This window comes from Leifsonia aquatica, from assembly GCF_014190775.1.
GTDB classification, from domain to species: Bacteria; Actinomycetota; Actinomycetes; order Actinomycetales; family Microbacteriaceae; genus Leifsonia; species Leifsonia aquatica.
The window spans coordinates 549,334-569,916 of sequence record NZ_JACHVP010000001.1 but is presented as its reverse complement, the minus strand read 5'-3'; the positions used below and the strand labels follow the sequence as shown (position 1 = coordinate 569,916).

General features: G+C 70.2%; 21 protein-coding genes, 1 tRNA gene and 1 pseudogene. 16 read left to right on the top strand and 7 right to left on the bottom strand.

Annotated features, from left to right (window positions below):
- Window positions 1-39: 39 nt before the first annotated feature.
- Together FHX33_RS02660 and argS are read right to left on the bottom strand one after the other, a co-directional pair.
- Window positions 40-852, bottom strand: coding sequence for an LmeA family phospholipid-binding protein (locus FHX33_RS02660; RefSeq protein WP_021763364.1), 813 nt, complete (start codon window positions 850-852; stop codon window positions 40-42).
- Between the two features lie 4 nt (window positions 853-856).
- Window positions 857-2,545: an arginine--tRNA ligase gene (gene argS, locus FHX33_RS02655; protein WP_021763365.1), complete on the bottom strand. Its 1,689-nt coding sequence runs from the start codon at window positions 2,543-2,545 to the stop codon at window positions 857-859.
- A gap of 141 nt (window positions 2,546-2,686) precedes the next feature.
- Here argS and FHX33_RS02650 point away from each other — a divergent pair, with 141 nt between their 5' ends.
- The 7 genes from FHX33_RS02650 to rlmC all read left to right on the top strand — a co-directional run bounded on the left by FHX33_RS02650 (window position 2,687) and on the right by rlmC (window position 7,251).
- The gene (locus tag FHX33_RS02650) at window positions 2,687-3,301 is read left to right on the top strand and encodes a hypothetical protein (protein ID WP_021763367.1); all 615 of its coding nucleotides are present in this window, start codon (window positions 2,687-2,689) and stop codon (window positions 3,299-3,301) included.
- A 66-nt stretch (window positions 3,302-3,367) separates the two neighbouring features.
- A tRNA-Arg gene (locus FHX33_RS02645) sits at window positions 3,368-3,440 on the top strand.
- Between the two features lie 144 nt (window positions 3,441-3,584).
- Window positions 3,585-3,869: an SAV_915 family protein gene (locus tag FHX33_RS02640; protein WP_039922501.1), complete on the top strand. Its 285-nt coding sequence runs from the start codon at window positions 3,585-3,587 to the stop codon at window positions 3,867-3,869.
- A complete protein-coding gene (locus FHX33_RS02635) occupies window positions 3,866-4,162 on the top strand; it encodes a hypothetical protein (protein WP_021763369.1) in 297 nt (98 codons plus the stop codon). The genes FHX33_RS02640 and FHX33_RS02635 overlap by 4 nt, the downstream gene beginning before the upstream one ends.
- Window positions 4,159-5,283 (top strand): hypothetical protein, encoded by a 1,125-nt coding sequence (locus FHX33_RS02630; protein ID WP_021763370.1) that lies wholly within the window; start codon window positions 4,159-4,161, stop codon window positions 5,281-5,283. Before FHX33_RS02635 ends, FHX33_RS02630 begins: the two co-directional genes overlap by 4 nt.
- Window positions 5,284-5,382: 99 nt before the next feature.
- The gene (locus FHX33_RS02625) at window positions 5,383-6,066 is read left to right on the top strand and encodes a hypothetical protein (RefSeq protein WP_155829040.1); all 684 of its coding nucleotides are present in this window, start codon (window positions 5,383-5,385) and stop codon (window positions 6,064-6,066) included.
- A gap of 60 nt (window positions 6,067-6,126) precedes the next feature.
- Entirely contained in the window at window positions 6,127-7,251 is a 1,125-nt protein-coding gene (gene rlmC, locus FHX33_RS02620) for a 23S rRNA (uracil(747)-C(5))-methyltransferase RlmC (RefSeq protein WP_021763372.1), read from the top strand.
- A 58-nt stretch (window positions 7,252-7,309) separates the two neighbouring features.
- On the opposite strand, the gene msrA is transcribed toward rlmC, so the two are convergent.
- Window positions 7,310-7,825 carry a peptide-methionine (S)-S-oxide reductase MsrA gene (gene msrA / locus FHX33_RS02615; protein ID WP_021763373.1) on the bottom strand — a complete coding sequence of 172 codons (516 nt, stop codon included), beginning with the start codon at window positions 7,823-7,825 and terminating at the stop codon, window positions 7,310-7,312.
- Between the two features lie 13 nt (window positions 7,826-7,838).
- Entirely contained in the window at window positions 7,839-8,285 is a 447-nt protein-coding gene (msrB, locus tag FHX33_RS02610) for a peptide-methionine (R)-S-oxide reductase MsrB (protein ID WP_039922510.1), read from the bottom strand.
- A gap of 228 nt (window positions 8,286-8,513) precedes the next feature.
- Here msrB and FHX33_RS02605 point away from each other — a divergent pair, with 228 nt between their 5' ends.
- Complete coding sequence (locus FHX33_RS02605; protein ID WP_021763375.1) at window positions 8,514-9,242, top strand: alpha/beta fold hydrolase; 729 nt, start codon at window positions 8,514-8,516, stop codon at window positions 9,240-9,242.
- A gap of 39 nt (window positions 9,243-9,281) precedes the next feature.
- On the opposite strand, the gene FHX33_RS02600 is transcribed toward FHX33_RS02605, so the two are convergent.
- Window positions 9,282-10,487: a mechanosensitive ion channel family protein gene (locus FHX33_RS02600; RefSeq protein ID WP_021763376.1), complete on the bottom strand. Its 1,206-nt coding sequence runs from the start codon at window positions 10,485-10,487 to the stop codon at window positions 9,282-9,284.
- Between the two features lie 116 nt (window positions 10,488-10,603).
- Here FHX33_RS02600 and FHX33_RS02595 point away from each other — a divergent pair, with 116 nt between their 5' ends.
- Window positions 10,604-11,599 (top strand): SDR family oxidoreductase, encoded by a 996-nt coding sequence (locus tag FHX33_RS02595; protein ID WP_021763377.1) that lies wholly within the window; start codon window positions 10,604-10,606, stop codon window positions 11,597-11,599.
- Between the two features lie 13 nt (window positions 11,600-11,612).
- Here FHX33_RS02595 and FHX33_RS02590 read toward each other — a convergent pair whose 3' ends face one another.
- A complete protein-coding gene (locus tag FHX33_RS02590; RefSeq protein ID WP_021763378.1) occupies window positions 11,613-12,152 on the bottom strand; it encodes a COG4315 family predicted lipoprotein in 540 nt (179 codons plus the stop codon).
- 179 nt (window positions 12,153-12,331) lie between these two features.
- Between FHX33_RS02590 and FHX33_RS02585 the strand changes: the two genes are divergently transcribed.
- The 7 genes and pseudogenes from FHX33_RS02585 to FHX33_RS02555 all read left to right on the top strand — a co-directional run.
- Window positions 12,332-13,528, top strand: a complete 1,197-nt coding sequence (locus FHX33_RS02585) for an ROK family transcriptional regulator (RefSeq protein WP_183428133.1) — start codon at window positions 12,332-12,334, stop codon at window positions 13,526-13,528.
- A gap of 69 nt (window positions 13,529-13,597) precedes the next feature.
- Window positions 13,598-14,929 (top strand): ABC transporter substrate-binding protein, encoded by a 1,332-nt coding sequence (locus tag FHX33_RS02580; RefSeq protein WP_021762703.1) that lies wholly within the window; start codon window positions 13,598-13,600, stop codon window positions 14,927-14,929.
- A gap of 1 nt (window position 14,930) precedes the next feature.
- The gene (locus FHX33_RS02575) at window positions 14,931-15,914 is read left to right on the top strand and encodes a carbohydrate ABC transporter permease (RefSeq protein ID WP_183428132.1); all 984 of its coding nucleotides are present in this window, start codon (window positions 14,931-14,933) and stop codon (window positions 15,912-15,914) included.
- Window positions 15,911-16,831 carry a carbohydrate ABC transporter permease gene (locus tag FHX33_RS02570; RefSeq protein WP_021765376.1) on the top strand — a complete coding sequence of 307 codons (921 nt, stop codon included), beginning with the start codon at window positions 15,911-15,913 and terminating at the stop codon, window positions 16,829-16,831. The genes FHX33_RS02575 and FHX33_RS02570 overlap by 4 nt, the downstream gene beginning before the upstream one ends.
- Window positions 16,832-16,835: 4 nt before the next feature.
- Window positions 16,836-18,107 (top strand): 6-phospho-beta-glucosidase, encoded by a 1,272-nt coding sequence (locus tag FHX33_RS02565; protein WP_039924088.1) that lies wholly within the window; start codon window positions 16,836-16,838, stop codon window positions 18,105-18,107.
- On the top strand, window positions 18,095-19,099 hold the full coding sequence (locus tag FHX33_RS02560; RefSeq protein WP_183428131.1) for an N-acetylglucosamine kinase: 1,005 nt from the start codon (window positions 18,095-18,097) through the stop codon (window positions 19,097-19,099). The genes FHX33_RS02565 and FHX33_RS02560 overlap by 13 nt, the downstream gene beginning before the upstream one ends.
- 34 nt (window positions 19,100-19,133) lie before the next feature.
- Window positions 19,134-19,757 (top strand): annotated as a pseudogene (locus FHX33_RS02555) (protein-L-isoaspartate(D-aspartate) O-methyltransferase); the annotation flags it as partial.
- Between the two features lie 36 nt (window positions 19,758-19,793).
- On the opposite strand, the gene FHX33_RS02550 reads toward FHX33_RS02555, so the two are convergent.
- Window positions 19,794-20,534 (bottom strand): gamma-glutamyl-gamma-aminobutyrate hydrolase family protein, encoded by a 741-nt coding sequence (locus FHX33_RS02550; protein ID WP_021763268.1) that lies wholly within the window; start codon window positions 20,532-20,534, stop codon window positions 19,794-19,796.
- Between the last annotated feature and the right edge of the window lie 49 nt (window positions 20,535-20,583).

Genomic DNA, 20,583 nt, shown 5'->3' with positions numbered 1-20,583 from the left:
GAGAAGTCTACCGATGCCGCCGGGAGCCCCCGGACAGTGTTACGTACAGCTCCCCTTGCTGCCGAGGAACTTCTCGTCCATCACGAAATCGTGCGCCGTCAGCGTGACGGTGGCGTGGCCCGGGGTGATCGCGATGTCGGAGACCTCCACGCCGTCCGGGAGGTACTGAGCCGCGCAGACCGGGAACGGGCCTCGGTCGGTGAGAGCCTGCAGCAGCCGGGTGAGGTTGACGTCGGCGCCGGAGCCCGTGTCGAGGGAGGCCTTGTCCGGCTGGAGGAGCACGGTGTCGCCGTCCGCCTTGGGCGTGGCCGTGACCGCGTAGCCGACGGGGAGACCGAGCAGGTCGATGCTCCCCTTGTATCCGAGGACGCCGTCGCCCAGGGTGATGTCGCCGGTCGCACCGGGGATGGTGACCAGCTTGTTGAGCGACGCCTGCGAGATGCTGAGCGTGCCCGTCGCCGTCGAGATGGGCTTGCTGAAATCGGTGGGGACGCCCGTGGCGACGATGGAGGCGCTGAGCGGCGCGCCCTTCGCCGTCAGCTTCGGCGCATCCAGCTCGACCCGCTGGAATGTGCCCGCGAGGTACTGCTGCAGCACCGACACCCCGCCGATGTGCACCTGGACGTCGCCGGAGATCTCCGGAGGCAGGCTCTTCTCGATCTCGGACGAGACGCGCTGCTCGGCGTACGCGCGCGCCACCACGTCGGCCACGACGAGCAGGACGGCCAGCACGACGAGCGGGATCAGTATCCACAGGAGCACCCGCACCCAGCGGGGCCGACGGGTGCGCGCGGACGTCTGGCCTGGCGTCGCCGCCGGCTCGGGGAGGATCGCGGTGGGCTGCTCGCTCATCGGGTCACATCCGCTCGGGAGCGGACACCCCCACGAGCCCGAGGCCGTTGCGGATGACCTGGCCGGTGGCGTCGTTCAGCCAGAGGCGGGTGCGGTGGGCGTCGGTGACCGGCTCCTCGCCGAACGGGATGACACGGGTGGAGCCGTCGCGGACCGCGTACCACGCGTGGTACAGCCCGGCGACCTCCTCGATGTACCGGGCGACGCGGTGCGGCTCGCGCAGTTCGGCGGCCTGCGCGACGACGCGCGGGAACTCCTGCAGCGCGCCGAGCAGCGCGCTCTCGCTCTCGTGCGTGAGCAGCTCGGGGCGGAACACGCTGCGGTCAACGCCCGCCTTCGCGGCGTTGGCCGCGACGGAGCAGGTGCGCGCGTGGGCGTACTGCACGTAGTAGACGGGGTTCTCGTTGCTGCGCTTGCTGAGCAGGTCGAGGTCGATGTCGAGCTGCGAGTCGGTGGAGGACCGCACCAGCGAGTAGCGGGCGGCGTCGACGCCCACCGCGTCGACGAGGTCGTCGAGGGTGACGATCGTGCCGGCGCGCTTGGACATCTTCATCGGCTCGCCGTCCTTGACGAGGTTCACCATCTGGCCGATGAGGATCTGGAGGTTGACGTTCGGCACGTCGCCGAAGGCCTCCGTCATCGCCATCATGCGGCCGATGTAGCCATGGTGGTCGGCGCCGAGCATGATGATGTTCTGCTCGAAGCCGCGCTCGCGCTTGTCGAGGTAGTAGCCGAGGTCGCCGGAGATGTAGGCGGGCTCGCCGTTGGAGCGGATGATGACGCGGTCGCGGTCGTCGCCGAAGGTCGTGGTGCGCAGCCAGATGGCGCCGTCCGCCTCGAAGATGTGGCCCTGTTCGCGGAGGCGCTGGATCGCGCGCTCGACGGCGCCCGACTCGTGCAGCGAGTCCTCGTGGAAGAAGACGTCGAAGTCGACCCCGAACGAGTGCAGGCGGTTCTTGATCTCCTCGAACATGAGGGCCGTCCCGCGCGAGCGGAAGACCTCCTGCTGCTCGTCGCGCGGGAGGGAGGCGAGGTCGCCGTCGAAGCCGGCGGCCACCGTCGCGGCGATCTCGCCGATGTAGGCGCCGCCGTAGCCGTCCTCCGGCGTGGGCTCCCCCAGGTACGCCGCGAGCAGGCTCCGCGCGAAGCGGTCGATCTGCGAGCCGTGGTCGTTGAAGTAGTACTCGCGCGTGACGTCGGCGCCGGCGGCCTGGAGGATCCGGGCCAGGCTGTCGCCGACCGCCGCCCAGCGCGCGCCGCCCATGTGGATGGGGCCGGTCGGGTTGGCGGAGACGAACTCCAGGTTCACCAGCAGGCCGTGGTACACGTCGCTGTGTCCGTACGCCTCGCCGGCCTCCAGGATCGTTTGCGCCAGCTGCCCTGCCGCGGCGGCGTCGAGGCGGAAGTTGATGAAGCCGGGTCCGGCGATCTCGGCCGAGGCGACACCGTCGATGGAGGCCGCGGCCTCGGCGATCTCGGTCGCGAGCTCGCGCGGGTTCGCTCCCACCTTCTTGGCCAGGCGCATGGCGACGTTCGACGACCAGTCGCCGTGCTCGCGGTTCTTCGGCCGTTCGAGCGGCACGTCGTCGAGGGTGACCGTCAGCTCGCCGAGGTCGGCTCCCCCCGCTCGGCGCCGGTCGACGACCGCGGTCACGATGTCGAGCAGGGCGGCGGAGAGGTCTGCGGGAGTCATGAGGACCGATTCTACCGGGCGCGGGAACGCATCGATTGCCTAACGAAGCGGTCGCCCGTCCCGGACCGGCAGGAGGCGCCGCACCACCGCTTGGTAGTCTCGACGGGACGTACACGCCGACACGGAAGACCGAGCGCCACCATGCCATTCACCGCCCGATCCGCTCTCCGCACCGTCACCGTCGCCGCCGCCCTCACCGGAGCGCTCGCGCTCGCCGGATGCGCCCCCACCGCGACCTCTCCGTCCTCCTCCCCCACGGGGACCGCCGGCGGCGGAGCGGCGACGACGAAGCCGACGGTCACGCCGACGCCGACGCCGACCGAGCCCGCCACGCCGGTCACGCTCAGCTGCGACCAGCTCATCACGGCCGACCAGCTCTACGCCTACAACCCCAACTTCGGCCCCAACCCTGATTACAAGCCCGCGGACGGCAGCCTCGAGGCGAAGATCGCCGACTGGCAGGGCCTCACCTGCGCCTGGCTCAATCAGACCAGCGGCGACGTGATCCAGATCGCCGTCGCCCAGCCTCCGGCGAGCCAGCTCGACGGGCTCAAGAACGCCGCGATCACCGACGCGCAGCCCGTCCCCACTTACGGCGCACCGCCCATCGAGGGCTACTTCAAGACCGGCGAGTCCGGCCAGGTGCAGATCTTCCGCGGCGGCTACTGGATCGTCGCCGAATCCACGGCCTTCTTCGAGCCCGGCGACGCCGCGCCCCTCATGGAGAACGTGCTGGGGAACCTGCCCGCCAGCTGACCCGGCGGAGCCCCGGTCCGTGCGAGCACCGCGGAAAAGTGATGCTAGCCTGGACGGGCACTCCTGGCCCCCATAGCTCAGGGGATAGAGCGTCTGCCTCCGGAGCAGAAGGCCGTAGGTTCAAATCCTACTGGGGGCACCGCAACATCGAACGAAGGCCCTTCTCCTGCGGGAGAGGGGCCTTCGTCGTGTCCGGGACCGCGTCGCGTTCCACATTTCAGGTTTCTGCGCGTCCTTGATAGGGTCTGACCCTGGGACGCACACACGCAACACTGGGGGAAACGTGGACGCCTTCGACAACGTCATACCGCCGATGCTCTACTTGCCGGTCTCGGACCATCCTGACGGCGGACACACCGCGATCGTTCGCGAGTTGTCGGACGGGAGATCGGGGCTTCTGGCCTACACCGCGCTCGATCGACTCGTCAGAAGATGCGGCCCGAATCAGCCATGGATGCTCTTGGCCACCGCCGACCTCGGCAGCGTGAAGCAGTCGACGCCGTTCGACGTCATCACGTTCGATCTGGACATCCCATCCGCGCTACTCGCCGACGGGCGCCTCCGATGAGCCGAATCAGTGTCGACCGGTACAACATGAATCGGCGACTTCGCGACCTGGTTGATCGCATCGACGACATGGATCGCGAGCTCGGTCGCACGCCGAACGTCCCCGATGGCGGAATTGCGAGCGCATCGATCGCGCTGATCACTTCGTCGGCTTCTGAAGCCGTCGGGCTCGCGGCCGACTCGATGCGGGCGCTATCGGCCATCACACATGATGTGCTCGCTGACCAGGCTCTGACCGAGCAGAAGATCATCGAATCGATCACGGCGCTCGAGAAGGGGGTCGAATCTCGATGACCATCGACCTGACGGTTCCTGGGGACACTGCTGCGATCCGCTCCGTCGCCGACTGGCTCGACCCAGGGCTCAGGGGAGCCGCAGTCGCCGCTGACCTTGAACTCGCATATGTCTGGGGCGACTCGCAGACGTACTGGACAGGTGAAGCCGGTTCGGCGTTTCGGGACACAGCTCAAGCAGTTCGGAACAGCACGGGGATCACACACGCATACCTCAGCGACGCCGCCGAAGTCTTCCGCGCCTATGCTGGCAGACTTGAGCGCGGACAAAGTGAGCTCGACAGCATCGGACGACAAGCATCGACCCTCGGCTTGAAAGTCCACCGTCGAAAGGTCTCCCGTCCCGCTTCGACCCTCACCTACTGCCCAGCGCCCGGAGAGAGCGACGATCGAAGGGCCTATGACACGTTCCTCGCCCTAGTCGACCTCTATAACGATGTCGCGACACGAGTCGGGACGTGGTGGGGCGAAACCGAATCCTGGGTTGCGGAACATATTGTTCCTCTCACCGTCAGAATCGACGACCTCAACTCTGTCTCCACCCTGCTGAGCAAGCTCACTGTCCACAACGAGGACGTCGTCCAGACAGCTCTCGAGTACGCAAAGCAGCGTACCGACCGCGACATGAGCTGGTTTCGCCAGAAGGCAACCGTCATGCAAGCTGACGCGGACGCCATAGCAAAGGGCCTACGCTCGGGAAACCCGGCGCTGCGTGCGGCGGCGGAAGCGGCTAGTCCCCGGGTTGTCCGCGAGGGTTTGGAAGAGCTGACACGTTCGATCGCCGGTGTCGCCAGATTCTCCAAGGTGATCCCGGTTGCGGGCGCGATGGTCGACGTCGTCTCGGCGGGCGTGGAGCTCGCCGATGGAGGCTCGGTCTCGTCAGTCGGCGCCGGGCTTCTCGGTGGCGCAGGCGGCGCTGCCGCCGGGGCGGCTTTGGCAGGGACATGGACGCTTCCGCCGGTAGGGGCAGCGGTGTCGATCGGTGTGGGCGCTGCCGCAGCCGGGGCCGGAGCGCATTCCGCCTGGGAAGCGTGGGTACCTCTCGATGTCAGAGAGGCGATCGATGACTTCTTGCGTGGCTCACGACCCGCGCTTGTCCCTCACCTGACGGAGTCGCGATAGCTGATGGGCGCGATGTCTACTTCCGTCCTCACCCCTCGTGTGACCACCTTAGGGGCGCCTCTTGTCGCGGTACGCGCGAGCGGCTATAGCCCTCTCGGGGTGACCGCGTTCTTCACGCTGGCCGCCGCCGTCAGCGCGTTGATCGCAATCTTCGTCGAACCCGTCGCGCTAAGGATCGGTATGGGCCTGCTCGCGGCGGCGATGATCGGTGCCGGTGCCGGAATCCGCCGAGTGATGGAATCGACCTCCGCGCGCACTATCCGTATCGATCCGGCAGCCGGCTCCGTTCGCTTCATTTCAACCCGCGTGGTGCGCTCGACCTTTCTCACAGTCGGATTCCTCCTGATCGCGCCTGGGCTCACCTTCCTCGTCCTCCAGTACCTGGCGATCCCGCCCGGGAACCCGGTCGATTTCAAGCGCTGGTACATCCTGGGGCTCGGGCTGTTGGGACTCTGCATAGTCGCGCACGAGTTGTGGATCCTCCGTATCCCGGCGGGGCTCACACTGACCGAATTCGGCATCTCAGGAACCCGAGGCGTCCGTCTGATCCGCCTGACCTGGGATGAGATCGCAACGGTCGGTGTCGTCGACATGCGCGGCGCTCATCTCCTCCTCAAGACCACATCGGGCGAACTGATCCGCATCGCACCGTACTGGATCGGCTCCGACCCGAATGTGGTTGCGCCGATCGTCTGGTACTTCTTGCACAATCCCGGTCAGCGACACCTGCTCACCGACCCGCGCGCAGCCATACAACAGGTGGAAGAGGCAACGGTCGAGTAGAAGTCCGGCTGCGAACCACTCTCGAACCGCAGGTCCGGGACCGCGTACCATTGACCGGTCATGGACTGCTCGTACTTCGATGCCGGCGTGTGCCGGTCGTGCACGCTGATGGGTGTGCCGTACGCCGAGCAGCTGGCGGAGAAGGACCGGTCGGCTCGCGCGCTGCTGGCGCCCTTCGGGGACGCGGCGTGGCTCCCGCCGGTCGCGAGCGCGGAGTCCGGGTACCGCAACAAGGCGAAGATGGTCGTCGGCGGCACTCTGGAGCAGCCGACGATCGGCATCCTGGACGAGCGCGGACGCGGGGTGGACCTGCAGGAGTGCGGGATCTGCGCTCCGGGCGTGCGCGCCGCACTGCCGGTGCTCGCCCGCTTCATCACCCGCGCGCGGCTGGTCCCCTACAGCGTGCCGGAGCGACGCGGGGAGCTGAAGTACGTGCTCGTCACGCTCTCCCCCGACGACGAGCTGATGATCCGTTTCGTGCTGCGGGACGAGTCGGCGGTCGCGCGCATCCGGCGCGAGCTGCCCTCGCTGCTCGCGGAACTGCCGAACACGCGCGTAGTTTCGGCCAACATCCAGTCCGAGCACAAGGCGGTCGTCGAGGGCGACCGGGAGATCGTGCTGACGCCCGACGCGTCGCTGGTGATGCGCGTCGGCGGGATGAGGCTGCGGCTGCGCCCGCAGAGCTTCTTCCAGACCAACACGGCCGTCGCCGAGGAGCTCTACGGACAGGTGAGCGGCTGGGTCGACGAGGTGTCGCCCGCGAGCGTCTGGGATCTGTACTGCGGCGTGGGCGGCTTCGCCCTCCACTGCGCGGCGCCGGGGCGGCGCGTCGTCGGCGTCGAGACGAGTCGGGAGGCGGTGAAGAGCGCGCGCTCCACCGCCGCTGCTGCTGGGCTCCCCCAGCTCGCGTTCCGCGCCGAGGACGCGACCGCGTTCGCGCTGCGGGCGAAGACGGCCCCGGAGCTGGTGATCGTGAACCCGCCACGGCGCGGCATCGGCACGGAGCTGGCCGACTGGCTCGAGGGCTCCGACATCCCGCACGTCGTCTACTCCAGCTGCAACCCGAAGAGCCTCGCGACCGATCTGGCCCGCATGCCGTCGTATCGCATCCGCACCGGCCGGGTGCTCGACATGTTCCCGCAGACCGGCCACCTGGAGGTGGCGGTCCTACTCGAGCGCGCCTGACGGGCGCGCGCACGCAACGAGGGGCGCGTCTCGCGACGCACCCCTCGTGATCCGATCATCAGCTCGCGAGCGACTCCGACCGCTTCGGGAGCACCCAGCCCGGGCGCGCGAAGTGGCAGGTGTAGCCCCACGGGATGCGCTCCAGGTAGTCCTGGTGCTCGGGCTCGGCCTCCCAGAACGGGCCGGCGGCCTCCACCTCGGTGACGACCTTCGCGGGCCAGAGCCCGGAGGCGTCGACGTCGGCGATGGTGTCCTCCGCGACGCGGCGCTGCTCGTCGTCGGTGTAGTAGATCGCCGAGCGGTAGCTGGTGCCCACGTCGTTGCCCTGACGGTTCTTCGTCGACGGGTCGTGGATCTGGAAGAAGAACTCCAGCAGCTCACGGTACGAGGTGCGCTCGGGGTCGTACTCGATCTCGATGGCCTCGGCGTGGGAGCCGTGGTTGCGGTAGGTGGCGTTCGGCACGTCGCCGCCGGTGTACCCGACGCGGGTGCCGGTGACGCCGGGGCGCTTGCGGATCAGATCCTGCATGCCCCAGAAACAGCCTCCGGCGAGGATCGCCTTCTCGGTCGTCATTCGTTCATTCTCCTTACTTCTCGAAAAGCCGGCGGTAGACGCCGTAGCCCTGCTGCTCCAGCTCGGCGAGCGGGACGAAGCGGAGCGCGGCGGAGTTGATGCAGTAGCGCATGCCGCCGTCGGCGACGGGACCGTCGTCGAACAGGTGGCCCAGGTGGCTGTCGGCCTGGCCGGAGCGCACCTCGGTGCGGCGCATGCCGAACGTGCGGTCGGTGTTCTCGACGATCTCGGCAGACTCGATCGGCCGGGTGAAGCTCGGCCAGCCCGATCCGCTGTCGTACTTGTCGGTGGACGAGAACAGCGGCTCGCCCGAGACGACGTCGACGTAGATGCCGTCCTCGTGGTTGTTCCAGAACTCGTTGCGGAAGGCGGGCTCGGTCGCCGCCTCCTGGGTCACGGCGTACTGCCGCTTGGTGAGGCGCCCGATCGCGGCCGGGTCCTTGGTGTAGCGCGGTGTCACGTTCTCCTGTGTCACGATTCCTCCTCGGTGCGGTTGCCGCCTGCTGCGGCCCGCACTGAGGAGAACAGCGGAAGGGCGTCGGTTGGTCCCGCTGATGCTGAGTCTTCACTGTGAGCGGTCGCGGGGCTAGCCGCGGGAGGACCTGTCCCCTACTCTGTGGCTGTTCCACCGCCTCTCCCGCACGATCCCACTCCCCTCGTCCCGGTACGGCACCACGGAAGGAACCACGTGTCTCCGCTTCCCACCATCGTCCTCGTCCATGGAGCATGGGCCGACGCCTCCAGCTGGAACCCCGTCATCACGGCACTGCGCGAGCGCGACTTCACCGTGCTCACCGTGCCCAACCTCCTGCGCGGGGTCGCCGGCGACGCCGCCTACGTGTCGTCCGCGATCGCCCAGCGCACGAGCGGGCCCGTCGTGCTGGCCGGGCACTCCTACGGCGGAGCCGTCATCAGCGGCGCGGCGCTCGGCGGCGGGGACGTGCGCGCCCTCGTCTACGTCGACGCGTTCCTGCCCGACGACGGGGAGACGGTCGTCGGGCTGCTCGGCGGCACCGGGTCCGCGCTCGACGTGCCCGATCCGACCACCGTGCTCGACGTCGTCGGCTATCCGGGAGCCCCCGAGGGTGACGCGGACGCGTATCTGAAGGCGAGCACCGTGCACGAGTCGTTCGCGCAGGACCTCGACCCCGACGTCCGCGAGCTCGTGTTCGCCACGCAGCGCCCCATCGCGCTGGCCGCCAACGTCGGCCCCGCCGGGCCTCCCGCGTGGCGTCAGCTGCCGAGCTGGGCGCTCGTCGGCACCGAAGACCGCATCATCCCGCCCGCGGCCCAGCGTCGCATGGCCGAACGTGCCGGCTCCACGATCGTGGAGACCCCTGCCGGACACGTCTCCATGCTGGCAGCGCCGGATGTCGTCACCGGGGTGATCGTCGCCGCCGCGGAATCCCTCGGCTGAGCGACGCCGGCCGTGACGGACGACGTCCCCCACGCGTCCTCACGGCCGGGCCTGCTCCTCGTCGCCGTCGACGCCCGGCTGGATCACCGGGATCGCCTCGGTGAACTGCGCACCGCGCTGCTCCTTCTCGGGCGAACCGCCGAAGAGCCGCGCGTCGTCGTTCGTCTGCGCCTGCGCCCGCGCCGTCGGCACGGAGGGGGCGGGAGGCTCGACCAGCTCCACGCGCGACCGCGGGAGCGACGCCGGTGCGTACCGCTGCATCCAGTCGATGAGGCGCTCGCGCACGAGGCACCGCAGGTCGAACAGGGTCGGGGCGTCCTTCGCCGTGACCAGCACGCGCACACGCACCCAGCCCGCGACCGCGTCCGTCACCTGCAGGACGCCGGTGCGGCCGTCCCACAGGTTGGTGGTGGCCAGGATGCGGTTGAGCTCGGAGCGCATCCCGCCCGGTGAGACGCGCCAGTCGAGGTCGAACTCGACCGAGCCGAGGAGCTCGCTGTGCTGGCGGGTCCAGTTCTCGAACGGCTTGGTGGTGAAGTAGGTCGACGGCAGCACGAGGCGCCGGTCGTCCCACACGTGCACGACGACGTAGGTGAGGGTGATCTCCTCGATCGTGCCCCACTGCTGCTCGACCACGACGACGTCGTCGAGCCGGATGGCGTCGCTGAAGGCCAGCTGGATGCCCGCGAACAGGTTCGCCAGGCTGGACTGCGCGGCGACACCGGCGATGATGCCGATGACGCCCGCGGACGCGAGGAGGCTCGCCCCGGCCGCCTGCAGCGCCGGGAACGTGAGCAGCACCGCGCCGAGGCCGATCACCACCGCCGCCACGACCGTGAGGCGCCGCAGGATGAGGACCTGCGTCCGCACCTTGCGCGCGTAGCGGTTGTCCGGCACGTCGAGCCGGTAGCGCGCGAGGCCCAGATCCTCCACGAAGACCACCATCGCCGCGGCGAACCAGACGCCGGTCACGATGGCCAGGATCAGCATCGTGTGGTGGATGCCCTGCTGCCAGCCGCCCGGGACCTCCGGCGGGAGGGAGATCGTGACGGCGATCCACAGGACGACGACGAGCAGGAACAGCCGGAACGGCACGCGCGCGTTCCGGATGAGCAGTTCGGGCCAGGTGCGCCGGCGGGCGACCGCCCGCAGGACGGCGCCGACGATGGCGGTGACGACGATCGCGAGCACGACGGCCACGACGCACGCGACCGCGAGCCCGGGCCAGGTTCGGAGGGCGGACACGGCGGGAGGAGCTCCTTCGGGTTCGGGACGGGGGTGCCGTGGAGTGTACGCCCCGGCCGCGCTACGCTGAGGGCTTCGGGGGAATCGGTCGGTCGGCGAGGGAGCAGGAGACAGGCATGGCAGCGACACGGACACTCTTCGTCGGCGGCACGGGGGTCATCAGCTCCGCGTGCGTGGCGGAGGCACTGGAAGCGGGGCACGAGGTCACCGTGGTGAACCGGGGATCGAGCGGCACGCGTCCACTGCCGGAGGGTGTCGAGGTGCTGCACGCCGACGTCCGCGACCCGGAGAGCGTCCACGCGGTCCTCGGTGAGCGCAGCTTCGACGTGGCCGCCGAGTTCCTCGCGTTCACGCCGGAGCACGTCCGCACCGACTTCGACCTGTTCGAGGGCCGCGTCGGCCAGTACGTCTTCATCAGCTCCGCCTCCGCCTACCAGAAACCGCCGTCGCGCTCCCCGGTGACGGAGTCCACGCCGCTGCGCAACCCGTTCTGGCAGTACTCGCGGGACAAGATCGCGTGCGAGGACCTGCTCGTCGAGGCCTACCGGGAGCGCGCGTTCCCGGTCACGATCGTGCGCCCGTCGCACACCTACGACCGCACCATGATCCCGACCAGCGGCCACTGGACCGACCTCGAGCGGATGCGCCGCGGCGCCCCCGTCGTCGTGCACGGCGACGGCACCAGCCGGTGGACGATCACGCACAACACCGATTTCGCCGTCGCCTTCACCGGCCTGCTGGGCCGCCCGGAGGCCGTGGGCGACACCTTCCACATCACCGGCGACGAAGCCCCCACGTGGGACCGCATCTACTGCGACCTCGCCGAGGCGCTGGGCGTCGAGGCCGAGCTGGTGCACGTCGCCAGCGAGTCCATCGCGGCCGTCATCCCGGAACTCGGTCCCGGCCTCCTCGGCGACAAGGCGCACTCGATGCAGTTCGACAACAGCAAGGTGCGCGCGCTCGTCCCGTCGTTCCAGCAGAAGGTGCCGTTCGCCCGCGGCGCCGGCGAGATCGTCGAGTGGTTCCTCGCCGACGCGTCCCGGCAGCGGGTCGACCCCGACCTCGACGCGGCGTTCGACCGCCTGGTCGACCACGCCCGCGCGTTCGGGTGACCCGCGCCGCTCCTTATTTCGAGTAGCCGGAGCTCGCCCCTCCCGAGGTGGAGGTCGCGGCGGCGGCGATCTTCGTGCCGTCGGGCATGACGGCCCACCAGATGCCGCCCACGCCCTGCCCGGTCACGTCACCGGCCGACGAGTCGCCCGCGAACGTGTAGAGCGGCCAGCCGTCGAGGGTGACCTGCTTGCCGCCGTCGGCGCCCGTGATGGTGCCGACCGTGCCGGTGACGCCGGTGACGTCCGGCTTCGCGGAGTCGGTCTCGACGGCGGGCCACTGGGCGGCGCAGGCGCCCGAGCACGAGCTCTTCCCGGAGTTCTGCGTGTCCTTGTCGAACACGTAGACGGTGAGCCCCTTGCCGTCGACGACGACGGTGCCGAGGGAGGTGTCGCCCGTCTTCAGAGCGGCCGCCGAGGCCGAACCGGACGTGGAGGCGGAGCTCGAGCCGCTTCCTGAGCTCGACGTGGAGGTTCCCGTGCCGGCCGAGCAGCCGGCCAGGGCGATCAGCGCCACCGCGGCGGCGGCGGCGAGTGCGGCGATTCTCGTTCTCATGATGGTGTTTCCCTTCCAGGAGTGGCACGAGACGGACCCGCCTCCCGGTTCACCGCATCCCGGACCCCTCGCGATTTGTGCCAAATGTGCGGGAGGGTCGCGACGAAACACACGCTTTACTATTAAGAAACTTTCCTGATACATTCCCGTCAGATGATCGTTCCGACGGAGGGATGAGGATGGCCGACAGACCGGTTCGCGGCACGCCAGCATGGCTGCGCGAGACGAACGACCGCACGGCGCTCTCGCTGCTGCTCGAGCACGGCGTCCTCACCCGCAGCCGGATCGGCGAGCTCTCGGGCCTGTCGAAGCCGACCGCGGCGCAGATGGTGTCTCGCCTCGAGACCGCCGGCCTCATCCACGTCGTCGGCGAGGTCTCGGGAGGCCGCGGACCGAACGCGGCGAGCTACGCCGTGCGCACGGACCGGATGCTCGGCGTCGCGATCGACATCGATGCGACGGCGCTCCGCTCGACCGTGGTCGACGCCGCCGGCGGCGAGCACCCCATCGCCCTGACCCCGCTCGCCGCGCGCACGCCGGAGGACGACGTGCGCCTCGCCGTCGCTGCCGCCTGCGAGGCGGCCGACGTCGACGCCGAGCGCGTCCGCGCCGTCTGCATCGGCGTACAGGGCGCGCTCGACCCGCGCACCGACGAGCTGACCTACATCGAGACGCTGCCGGAGTGGCCCAAGCAGGGCATCCTCCGCCGCCTCCAGGACGCCCTCGGCTACGACGTGCACATCGACAACGACGCCAACCTCGCCGCCATCGCCGAACGCGCCGACGGCGCCGGTCACGACGCCGGAGGCTTCGCGCTGCTCTGGATGGGCGACGGCCTCGGCCTCGCCGTCGACCAGGGCGGCGCGGTGCACCGTGGGGCCTCGGGCGGCGCGGGCGAGATCGGCTACCTCCCGATCCCCCGCGAGGCGGCCGAGCTCGACCCCGGCGCCCACGACCTCCAGGACCTCGTCGGCGGCCCCACGGTCGCGCGCCTCGCGGCCGCCCACGGCGTCACCGGGTTCGGGACGAGCGGCGATGCGGGCGCATCCGACTCCCCCGCGTCCGGCTCGTCCGCCCCCGACTCCCCCGCCCTCGACGCGCTGATCGCCGAGCTCGCCCCGCGCGTCGCCGTCGGAGTCGTCCCCGTGCTGGCCCTCCTCGACCCCGAGCGCATCGTGCTCGGCGGCCCGACCGGCCGCGCAGGCGGCGCCCTGCTCGCCGAGCGCGTCACCGCGCTGCTCCGCGAGAAGTGGGGCTGCCCCACCATCGTCGCCACCGGCGTCCCCGCCCACCCCGTGCTCCGCGGGGCGCGGGAGCACCTCCTCGGCGAAGTGCGCGGCGCGCTCTTCGCCGAAGTGTCCCGGATCACCGTCTAGGGCACCGCACCACGGCACCACGCTCCGTCCACCTCTGCATCACGACCGGAATCAGTGAGGAAACCACCCGTGAAACACCGTCACATCGTCGCCGCGATCGGCATCGCCGCGGCCGCAGCACTCACCCTCGCCGGCTGCTCCGGCGGCTCCGGCGGCACCGCCTTCTCCGACACCACCCCGAAGGAGCTCTCGGGCACCGTCTCGTTCTGGCACTTCTTCTCCGACCGGGAGGCGGACGTCATCCAGTCCGTCGTCGACGACTTCGAGAAGAAGAACCCGAAGGTCAAGGTCGACGTCCACTCCGGCCAGGACGACGAGAAGCTCCAGAAGGCCATCGCCACCGGCAGCAAGGTCGACGTCGGCCTCTCCTACTCCACGGACATCGTGGGCAACTTCTGCTCGAACGGGGCGTTCCGCAGCCTCAACAAGGTGATCGAGCGCGACGGCGTCGACATGAGCCAGTTCTCCGACACCGTGAAGTCGTACACCGAGTTCAAGGGCACCCGTTGCGCGATGCCGATGCTCGCCGACGTGTACGGCCTCTACTACAACACCGACCTCCTGCAGGCCGCCGGCTACACCGCGCCGCCGAAGACGCTCTCGGAGCTGGAGGCCATGGCCGACAAGCTCACCACCTTCAACGCCGACGGCTCCATCAAGACGCTCGGGTTCAACCCGACGATGGGCTGGTACGAGAATTCGGCCGCGCACTACGGACCCGCTGCGGGCGCCGAGTGGCTGAAGGACGACGGCACGAGCGCGATCTCCTCCAGCCCCGGCTGGAGCGAGCTCATCCAGTGGCAGAAGGCCTACGTCGACAAGATCGGCTGGGACAAGCTCAACGCCTTCACCTCCGGCCTCGGCCAGGAGTTCTCGGCCGACAACGCCTTCCAGACCGGCCAGGTCGCGATGAACTTCGACGGCGAGTACCGCACCGCGTTCATCGCCGACCAGGCGAAGGGGCTCAACTACGGCACGGCCCCCTTCCCGACCGCGGACGACCACACCGACCTGTACGGCGGCGGCTACATCACGGGCAACATCATCGGTATCTCCAAGGGCTCCAAGCAGCCGGAGCTGGCGTGGGCGCTGCTGAAGTACCTCACCACCGACACCGACGCGGTCGTCAAGCTCGCCAACGGCCTGAAGAACGTGCCGACCACGAAGGACGCGCTCACGTCGCCCGAGCTGGAGGTCTCGGACCAGTTCAAGACGTTCCTCGACATCTCGTCCGACAAGAACGTGCAGACGACGCCCGCCAGCCCGCTCGGCGCCGGCTACCAGAACTCGTTCCAGGACTTCTGGAACAAGTATCAGAGCCAGGGCGGCGACCTCCAGGCCGGCCTGAAGGACGTCGACAAGCAGATCGACGACGCGCTCGCACTGACCACCGGTCCGTGAGATGACGTCCACCGTCGAACGCGCGGGGCGGGTCGCCGCCCGCCCCGCGCGGTCCTCCCGCTACCGCCGGCGCCGCAACCTGGTCACCCTGGCGTTGCTGGCGCCGACGCTCCTCGGCCTCGCGATCTTCTTCGTGTACCCCCTGATCGCCTCCGTCTACTACTCCTTCACCCGGTACGACCTCGTGTCGGCCCCGCAGTGGATCGGGCTGCGCAACTACGAGTACCTGTTCACGCAGGACCCGAACGTGTGGAAGGCGACGCTGAACACGCTGTGGTTCGTGGTCATCTGGGTGCCCGTGAAGACGGTGTTCGCCCTCCTGATCGCCGGCCTCCTCGCCCGGGCCAAGCGGGCGTCGGGATTCTGGCGCACGGTGTTCTACCTGCCGGCGCTCGTGCCGCCGGTCGCCAGCGTCGTGGCCTTCGTGTTCCTCTTCAACCCGGGCACGGGCCCGGTCAACCAGGTGCTCGCCTGGTTCGGGATCAAGGGGCCGCTCTGGTTCAACGACCCGGCCTGGTCGAAGCCGTCGCTGGTGCTGCTCGGCATCTGGGTGATGGGCGACGTGATGATCATCTTCCTCGCCGCGCTGCTCGACGTGCCGAAGGACCAGTACGAGGCGGCCTCGCTCGACGGGGCGAACGGCGCCCAGAAGGTGCGCTTCATCACCATGCCGAGCATCGCTCCCGTGCTGATGTTCGCCGCGGTGACGGGGGTGATCGCGGCCATCCAGTACTTCACGGAGGCGGCCGTCGCCTCCTCCGTCGCGTCGGGCAAGGCCGTGGTCGGCGAGGGCATCAGCAACAACCTCGGCTACCCGGACGGCTCGCTGCTCACCTACACGCAGTGGCTCTACGTGCGCGGCTTCGGCACGTACCAGCTCGGCTACGCGTCGGCCCTCGCGGTGCTGCTGTTCGTCGTCGCGGCCGTGCTGCTCATCCTGATCCTGCGCCGATTCAAGGCGTTCACACCGGAAGGCGCGCAATGACCACCGCCACCTCGTCCACCCCTCCGCTGGCACCCCCGGCGTCGAAGCGGCCCTCCCCCGCGAAGGGCGGGATCCCGACCCCGCGCTCGCTGCGCACGCGCCGCGTGCTGGGCTGGATCGCCGAGCACGCCGTCCTGGTCGTGCTCGCCGTGCTCTTCCTCGCGCCGGTCGTGTTCGTGCTGCTCACGTCGCTGATGTCGAGCCAGCAGACGCTGACCGCGTCGCTCTGGCCGCAGCCGTTCGCCTGGGACAACTACACGAAGGTCTTCACCTCCGTCCCGCTGGCGCAGTGGTTCGGCAACTCGGCCCTCTACGCGGTGCTCGCCACGCTCTTCATGCTGGTCTCCAGCGTGCCGGCGGCCTACGCCCTCGCCAAGATCAAGTTCCGCGGATCCGGCGTGCTGTTCACCGCGATCATCGTGGCGATGCTGCTGCCGCCGCAGGTGACGGCCATCCCCGTCTACGTGATGTGGTCGCAGCTCGGCCTCACCGGCACGCTCTGGCCGCTCATCCTGCCGAACCTGCTCGGGGACGCGTTCTCGATCTTCCTGCTGCGGCAGTTTTTCCTCACGATCCCGAGCGAGTACGCCGACGCGGCGCGCATCGACGGCAACGGCGAGTTCGGCGTGCTCTGGCGCGTCGTGCTGCCGATGGCGAAGCCGGGGATCGCGGCGACCGCGATCTTCATGTTCTTCGCCTCCTGGAACGACTACTACGGCCCGCTGCTGTACACCTCCGAGAACCCCGCCTCCTGGCCCGTGGCGTACGGACTCGCCTCGTTCCGCGGGGTCCACGGCACCGACTGGGGGCTGACGATGGCGATGACCATGCTCGTCACCATCCCGGTCGTGATCATCTTCTTCTTCGCCCAGCGCGTCTTCGTGGAGGGCATCACTCTGACCGGCGTGAAGGGATAACGCGGTGAAACTGGCAGTCGTGGGTGGCGGATCCACCTACACCCCCGAATTGATCGACGGCTTCGCGCGGATGCGCGACGTTCTCCCCATCGAGGAGCTCTGGCTCGTCGACACCGACCAGGAGCGCCTGCGCCTGGTGGGCGGGATGAGCGACCGGATGTTCCGCGCCGCAGGGCACACCGGCCGCATCGTCCCCACCTCCGACCTCGTCGCGGGCGTCGCCGACGCCGATGCCGTGCTCATCCAGCTCCGCGTCGGCGGCCAGGCCGCGCGGCACGGCGACGAGACCTTCCCGCACGAGTGCGGGTGCATCGGGCAGGAGACCACCGGCCCCGGCGGGTTCGCCAAGGCGCTGCGCACCGTCCCCGTCGTGCTGAGCGTCGCCGACGTGATCCGGAGGCACGCCAAGCCCGACGCGTGGATCGTCGACTTCACGAACCCGGTCGGGATCGTGACCAGGGCGCTGCTGAACGAGGGCCACCGCGCCGTCGGTCTCTGCAACGTCGCCATCGGCTTCCAGCGGCGCTTCGCGAACCTCCTGGGCGTGGACCACACGCAGGTGCAGCTCGGACACGTGGGGCTCAACCACCTCACGTGGGAGCGCTCCGTCACGGTCACCGATGGCAACGGCGCGCGGGATGCGCTCCCGGCGCTCCTCGGTGCCCATCTCGGCGAGCTCGCCGAGGAGATCGAGCTGCCCGCCTCCCTCCTGTCCCTGCTCGGGAACGTGCCGAGCTACTACCTGCGCTACTACTACGCGCACGACGAGGTGCTGCGCGAGCAGCTCGACGCGCCCACCCGGGCCGAGGCCGTGCAGCGGGTCGAGCGCGAACTGCTGGAGCTGTACGCGGACCCCGCCGTCGACTCCAAGCCGGAGCAGCTGTCGCAGCGCGGCGGTGCGTTCTACTCGGAGGCCGCCGTCGACCTGATCGCCTCGCTCACGAGCGACCGCGGCGACGTGCAGGTCGTCAACCTGCGCAACGACGGCTCGCTGCCGTTCCTGCCGGACGACCACGTGATCGAGGTGCCCGCGACCGTGGGCGCCGCCGGGCTCGCCGCCCTGCCGATCGAGCCGCTGCCGGACGACATCCGCGGGCTCGTTTCGCACGTCGCCGGTTACGAGCGGCTCGCCCTCGACGCCGCGGTGCACGGAGGCCGAGACCGGGTCGTCCGGGCGATGCTGGCGCATCCGCTGGTCGGCCAGTACGACCGCGCGGAGAAGCTCACGGACCTCCTGATCGCCGGCAACCGCGAGCACCTCGCATGGGCGAAGTGACCGGAGCGGCGCGCCCGATCGCGATCGCGGTCGACGGCGGCGGCTCCAAGACGGACGCGGTGGCGCTCGAACTCGACGGGACGATCGCGGCGACGGCGCGCGCCGGGACCTCCAGCCCGCACCTGATCGGGATGGACGCCTCCGCGCGCCTGGTGGACGACCTGATCGAGCGGCTGCTGGAGCAGACCGGCCCGCGCCCCCTCGCGAACGCCGGCATCTATCTCTCCGGGCTCGACCTCCCGGCCGAGGTCACGGCGTTCCGCGCGGGCATCGCCGGCTACGCGTGGGCGGACGCGGTGGTCGACAACGATCTCTTCGCCCTCCTGCGCGCGGGCACGAGCGAGCCCGACGCGGTCGCCGTCGTCTGCGGCACCGGCATCAACTGCGTCGGCGTGCGCGCCGACGGCGAGGTCGTGCGCTACCCGTCGCTCGGGATGACCTCCGGCGACTGGGGAGGCGGCTGGCACCTCGGTGAGCAGGCTCTGTGGCACGCCGCGCGTGCGGTCGACGGCCGCGGACCGGCGACCCTCCTGAGTGCAGCCGTGCCCGTCGTCTTCGCGCTCCCCGACGTGCAGGCCGTGATCGAGGCCATCCACTTCGGGCGTGTGCCGAACGCCGACCTCGCGCGCATCGCCCCGTCGGTGTTCGCGTGCGCGCAGGACGGCGACCCGGTCGCCGTCGGGCTCGTCGACCGGCAGGCGGAGGAGATCGTGGCGTTCGCGGCGACGACTCTGCGGCGGCTGTCGCTGCTGGAGCGCCCCGTCCCCGTCGTGCTCGGCGGCGGCATCGTCGGGTCGCGGGATGCCCGTCTGCTGGACCGTGTGGAGAGCCGGCTCGCCGAGCGTGCGCCGCTCGCCCGCATCGAGCTCGTGACGGCGGCGCCCATCCTCGGCGCCGCACTGCTCGCGCTCGAAGGCGCCGGAGCGGACGCCGCCGCCCTCGAGATCGCGCGCGCGGGTCTGGCCGTGCGTCCGGCCGCGGTGGTTCACTAGGGGCACGGACAGCGAATACCTCACCGAGCGCCGCCGGATGGTCGAGAACCAGCTCGTCTCCCGCGGGATCGCGGACCAACGGGTCCTCGACGCGATGACCCGCGTGCCACGGCACGAGTTCGTCCCCGAGAGCCAGGTGCCGTACGCCTACGCCGACCGGCCCCTCCCGCTCGAGGACGGGCAGACGATCTCGCAGCCCTACATCGTCGCGCAGATGCTGGAGGCCGCACGCATCGGGCCCGAGGACCGAGTGCTCGACGTGGGCACCGGCTCGGGATACGCCGCCGCGGTCGCCGCGGAGCTGGCGCACCGGGTGATCAGCGTCGAGCGCATCCCGGACCTCGCGGTCACGGCAGCGGCGACGCTCGAAGCGCTCGGCTACCGGGTCGAGGTGATCACCGGGGACGGCACGCGCGGCTGGCCCGACGCGGCGCCGTACGACGCCATCGTGGCCGCGGCGACCGGCCCGTCCGTCCCGCAGGCGTGGCTGGACCAGCTCGCCCCCGGCGGCCGCATCGTCATGCCGGTGGGGCGCAGCGGGGGCGTCCAGCGGCTCGCGGTGTTCGAGCGCGACGCGGCGGGTGCGCTGCACGAGACGAACCTCGGCGCGGTGTCGTTCGTTCCGCTGGTCGGCGAGAGCGCCTGGCCGGAGGGCTGAGCTCCGGACGGGGCCGTCGAGCGGGATGTCCCGCCGTCAGGCCGCGACGGCGATGCGGGCGCGCAACGTGCCGAGCAGCGCGGAGAGCTGACCGGCGGGTGCGGCGACGTCTTCCGGGTGCCACTGCACGGCGAGCACGGGGGCGTCGGTGTGCTCGATCGCCTCGACGTGGCCGTCCGGCGCGCGGCCGGTGACGACCAGTCCCTCGCCCAGCGCGTCGACCGCCTGGTGGTGGGCGCTGCGCACGTCCACGACCGCCGAGCCCAGGAGCTGCGATACGCGGCTCCCCGGCTCCAGCAGCACCGGATGCGTGGTCAGCACGTCGGGGATGGGCACCCCGCGGTTGACGTGCGGGGTGTGCTCGCCCAGATCCTGGACGAGCGTGCCGCCGAGGGCGACGTTGACGATCTGGAGGCCGCGGCAGATGCCCAGCAGCGGCGTGCGGCGCTCGACGGCCCGGCGCGCGAGTGCGAGCTGTGCGGCGTCGGCGACCTCGAGGTGACGGCTCTCGTGCGCGTACCCGCCGGCGGCCCCGTAGAACCGCGGGTCGATGTCCTCGCCCCCGACGATCACGATCGCATCGGCGGTGTCCGTGCGTGCGAGCAGCGCTTCCTCGCCCGCGTCGGCCGCGAGGCGGCTGACCGCCCAGCCCTGTGCGCGCGCCTCGGCGATCACGGCGCCGACCAGCAGCTGGACGTACGCGTGGTACTCCGGGTCGTGACCGCGGAAGCGGGTCGCCTCGACGACGGCGAGCGAGCGGGCACCGGATGCGGACACGGGCTCCTCCTCTCGCCGGGATGCGTCCGTCCATTCTGCGAGGGCCGCG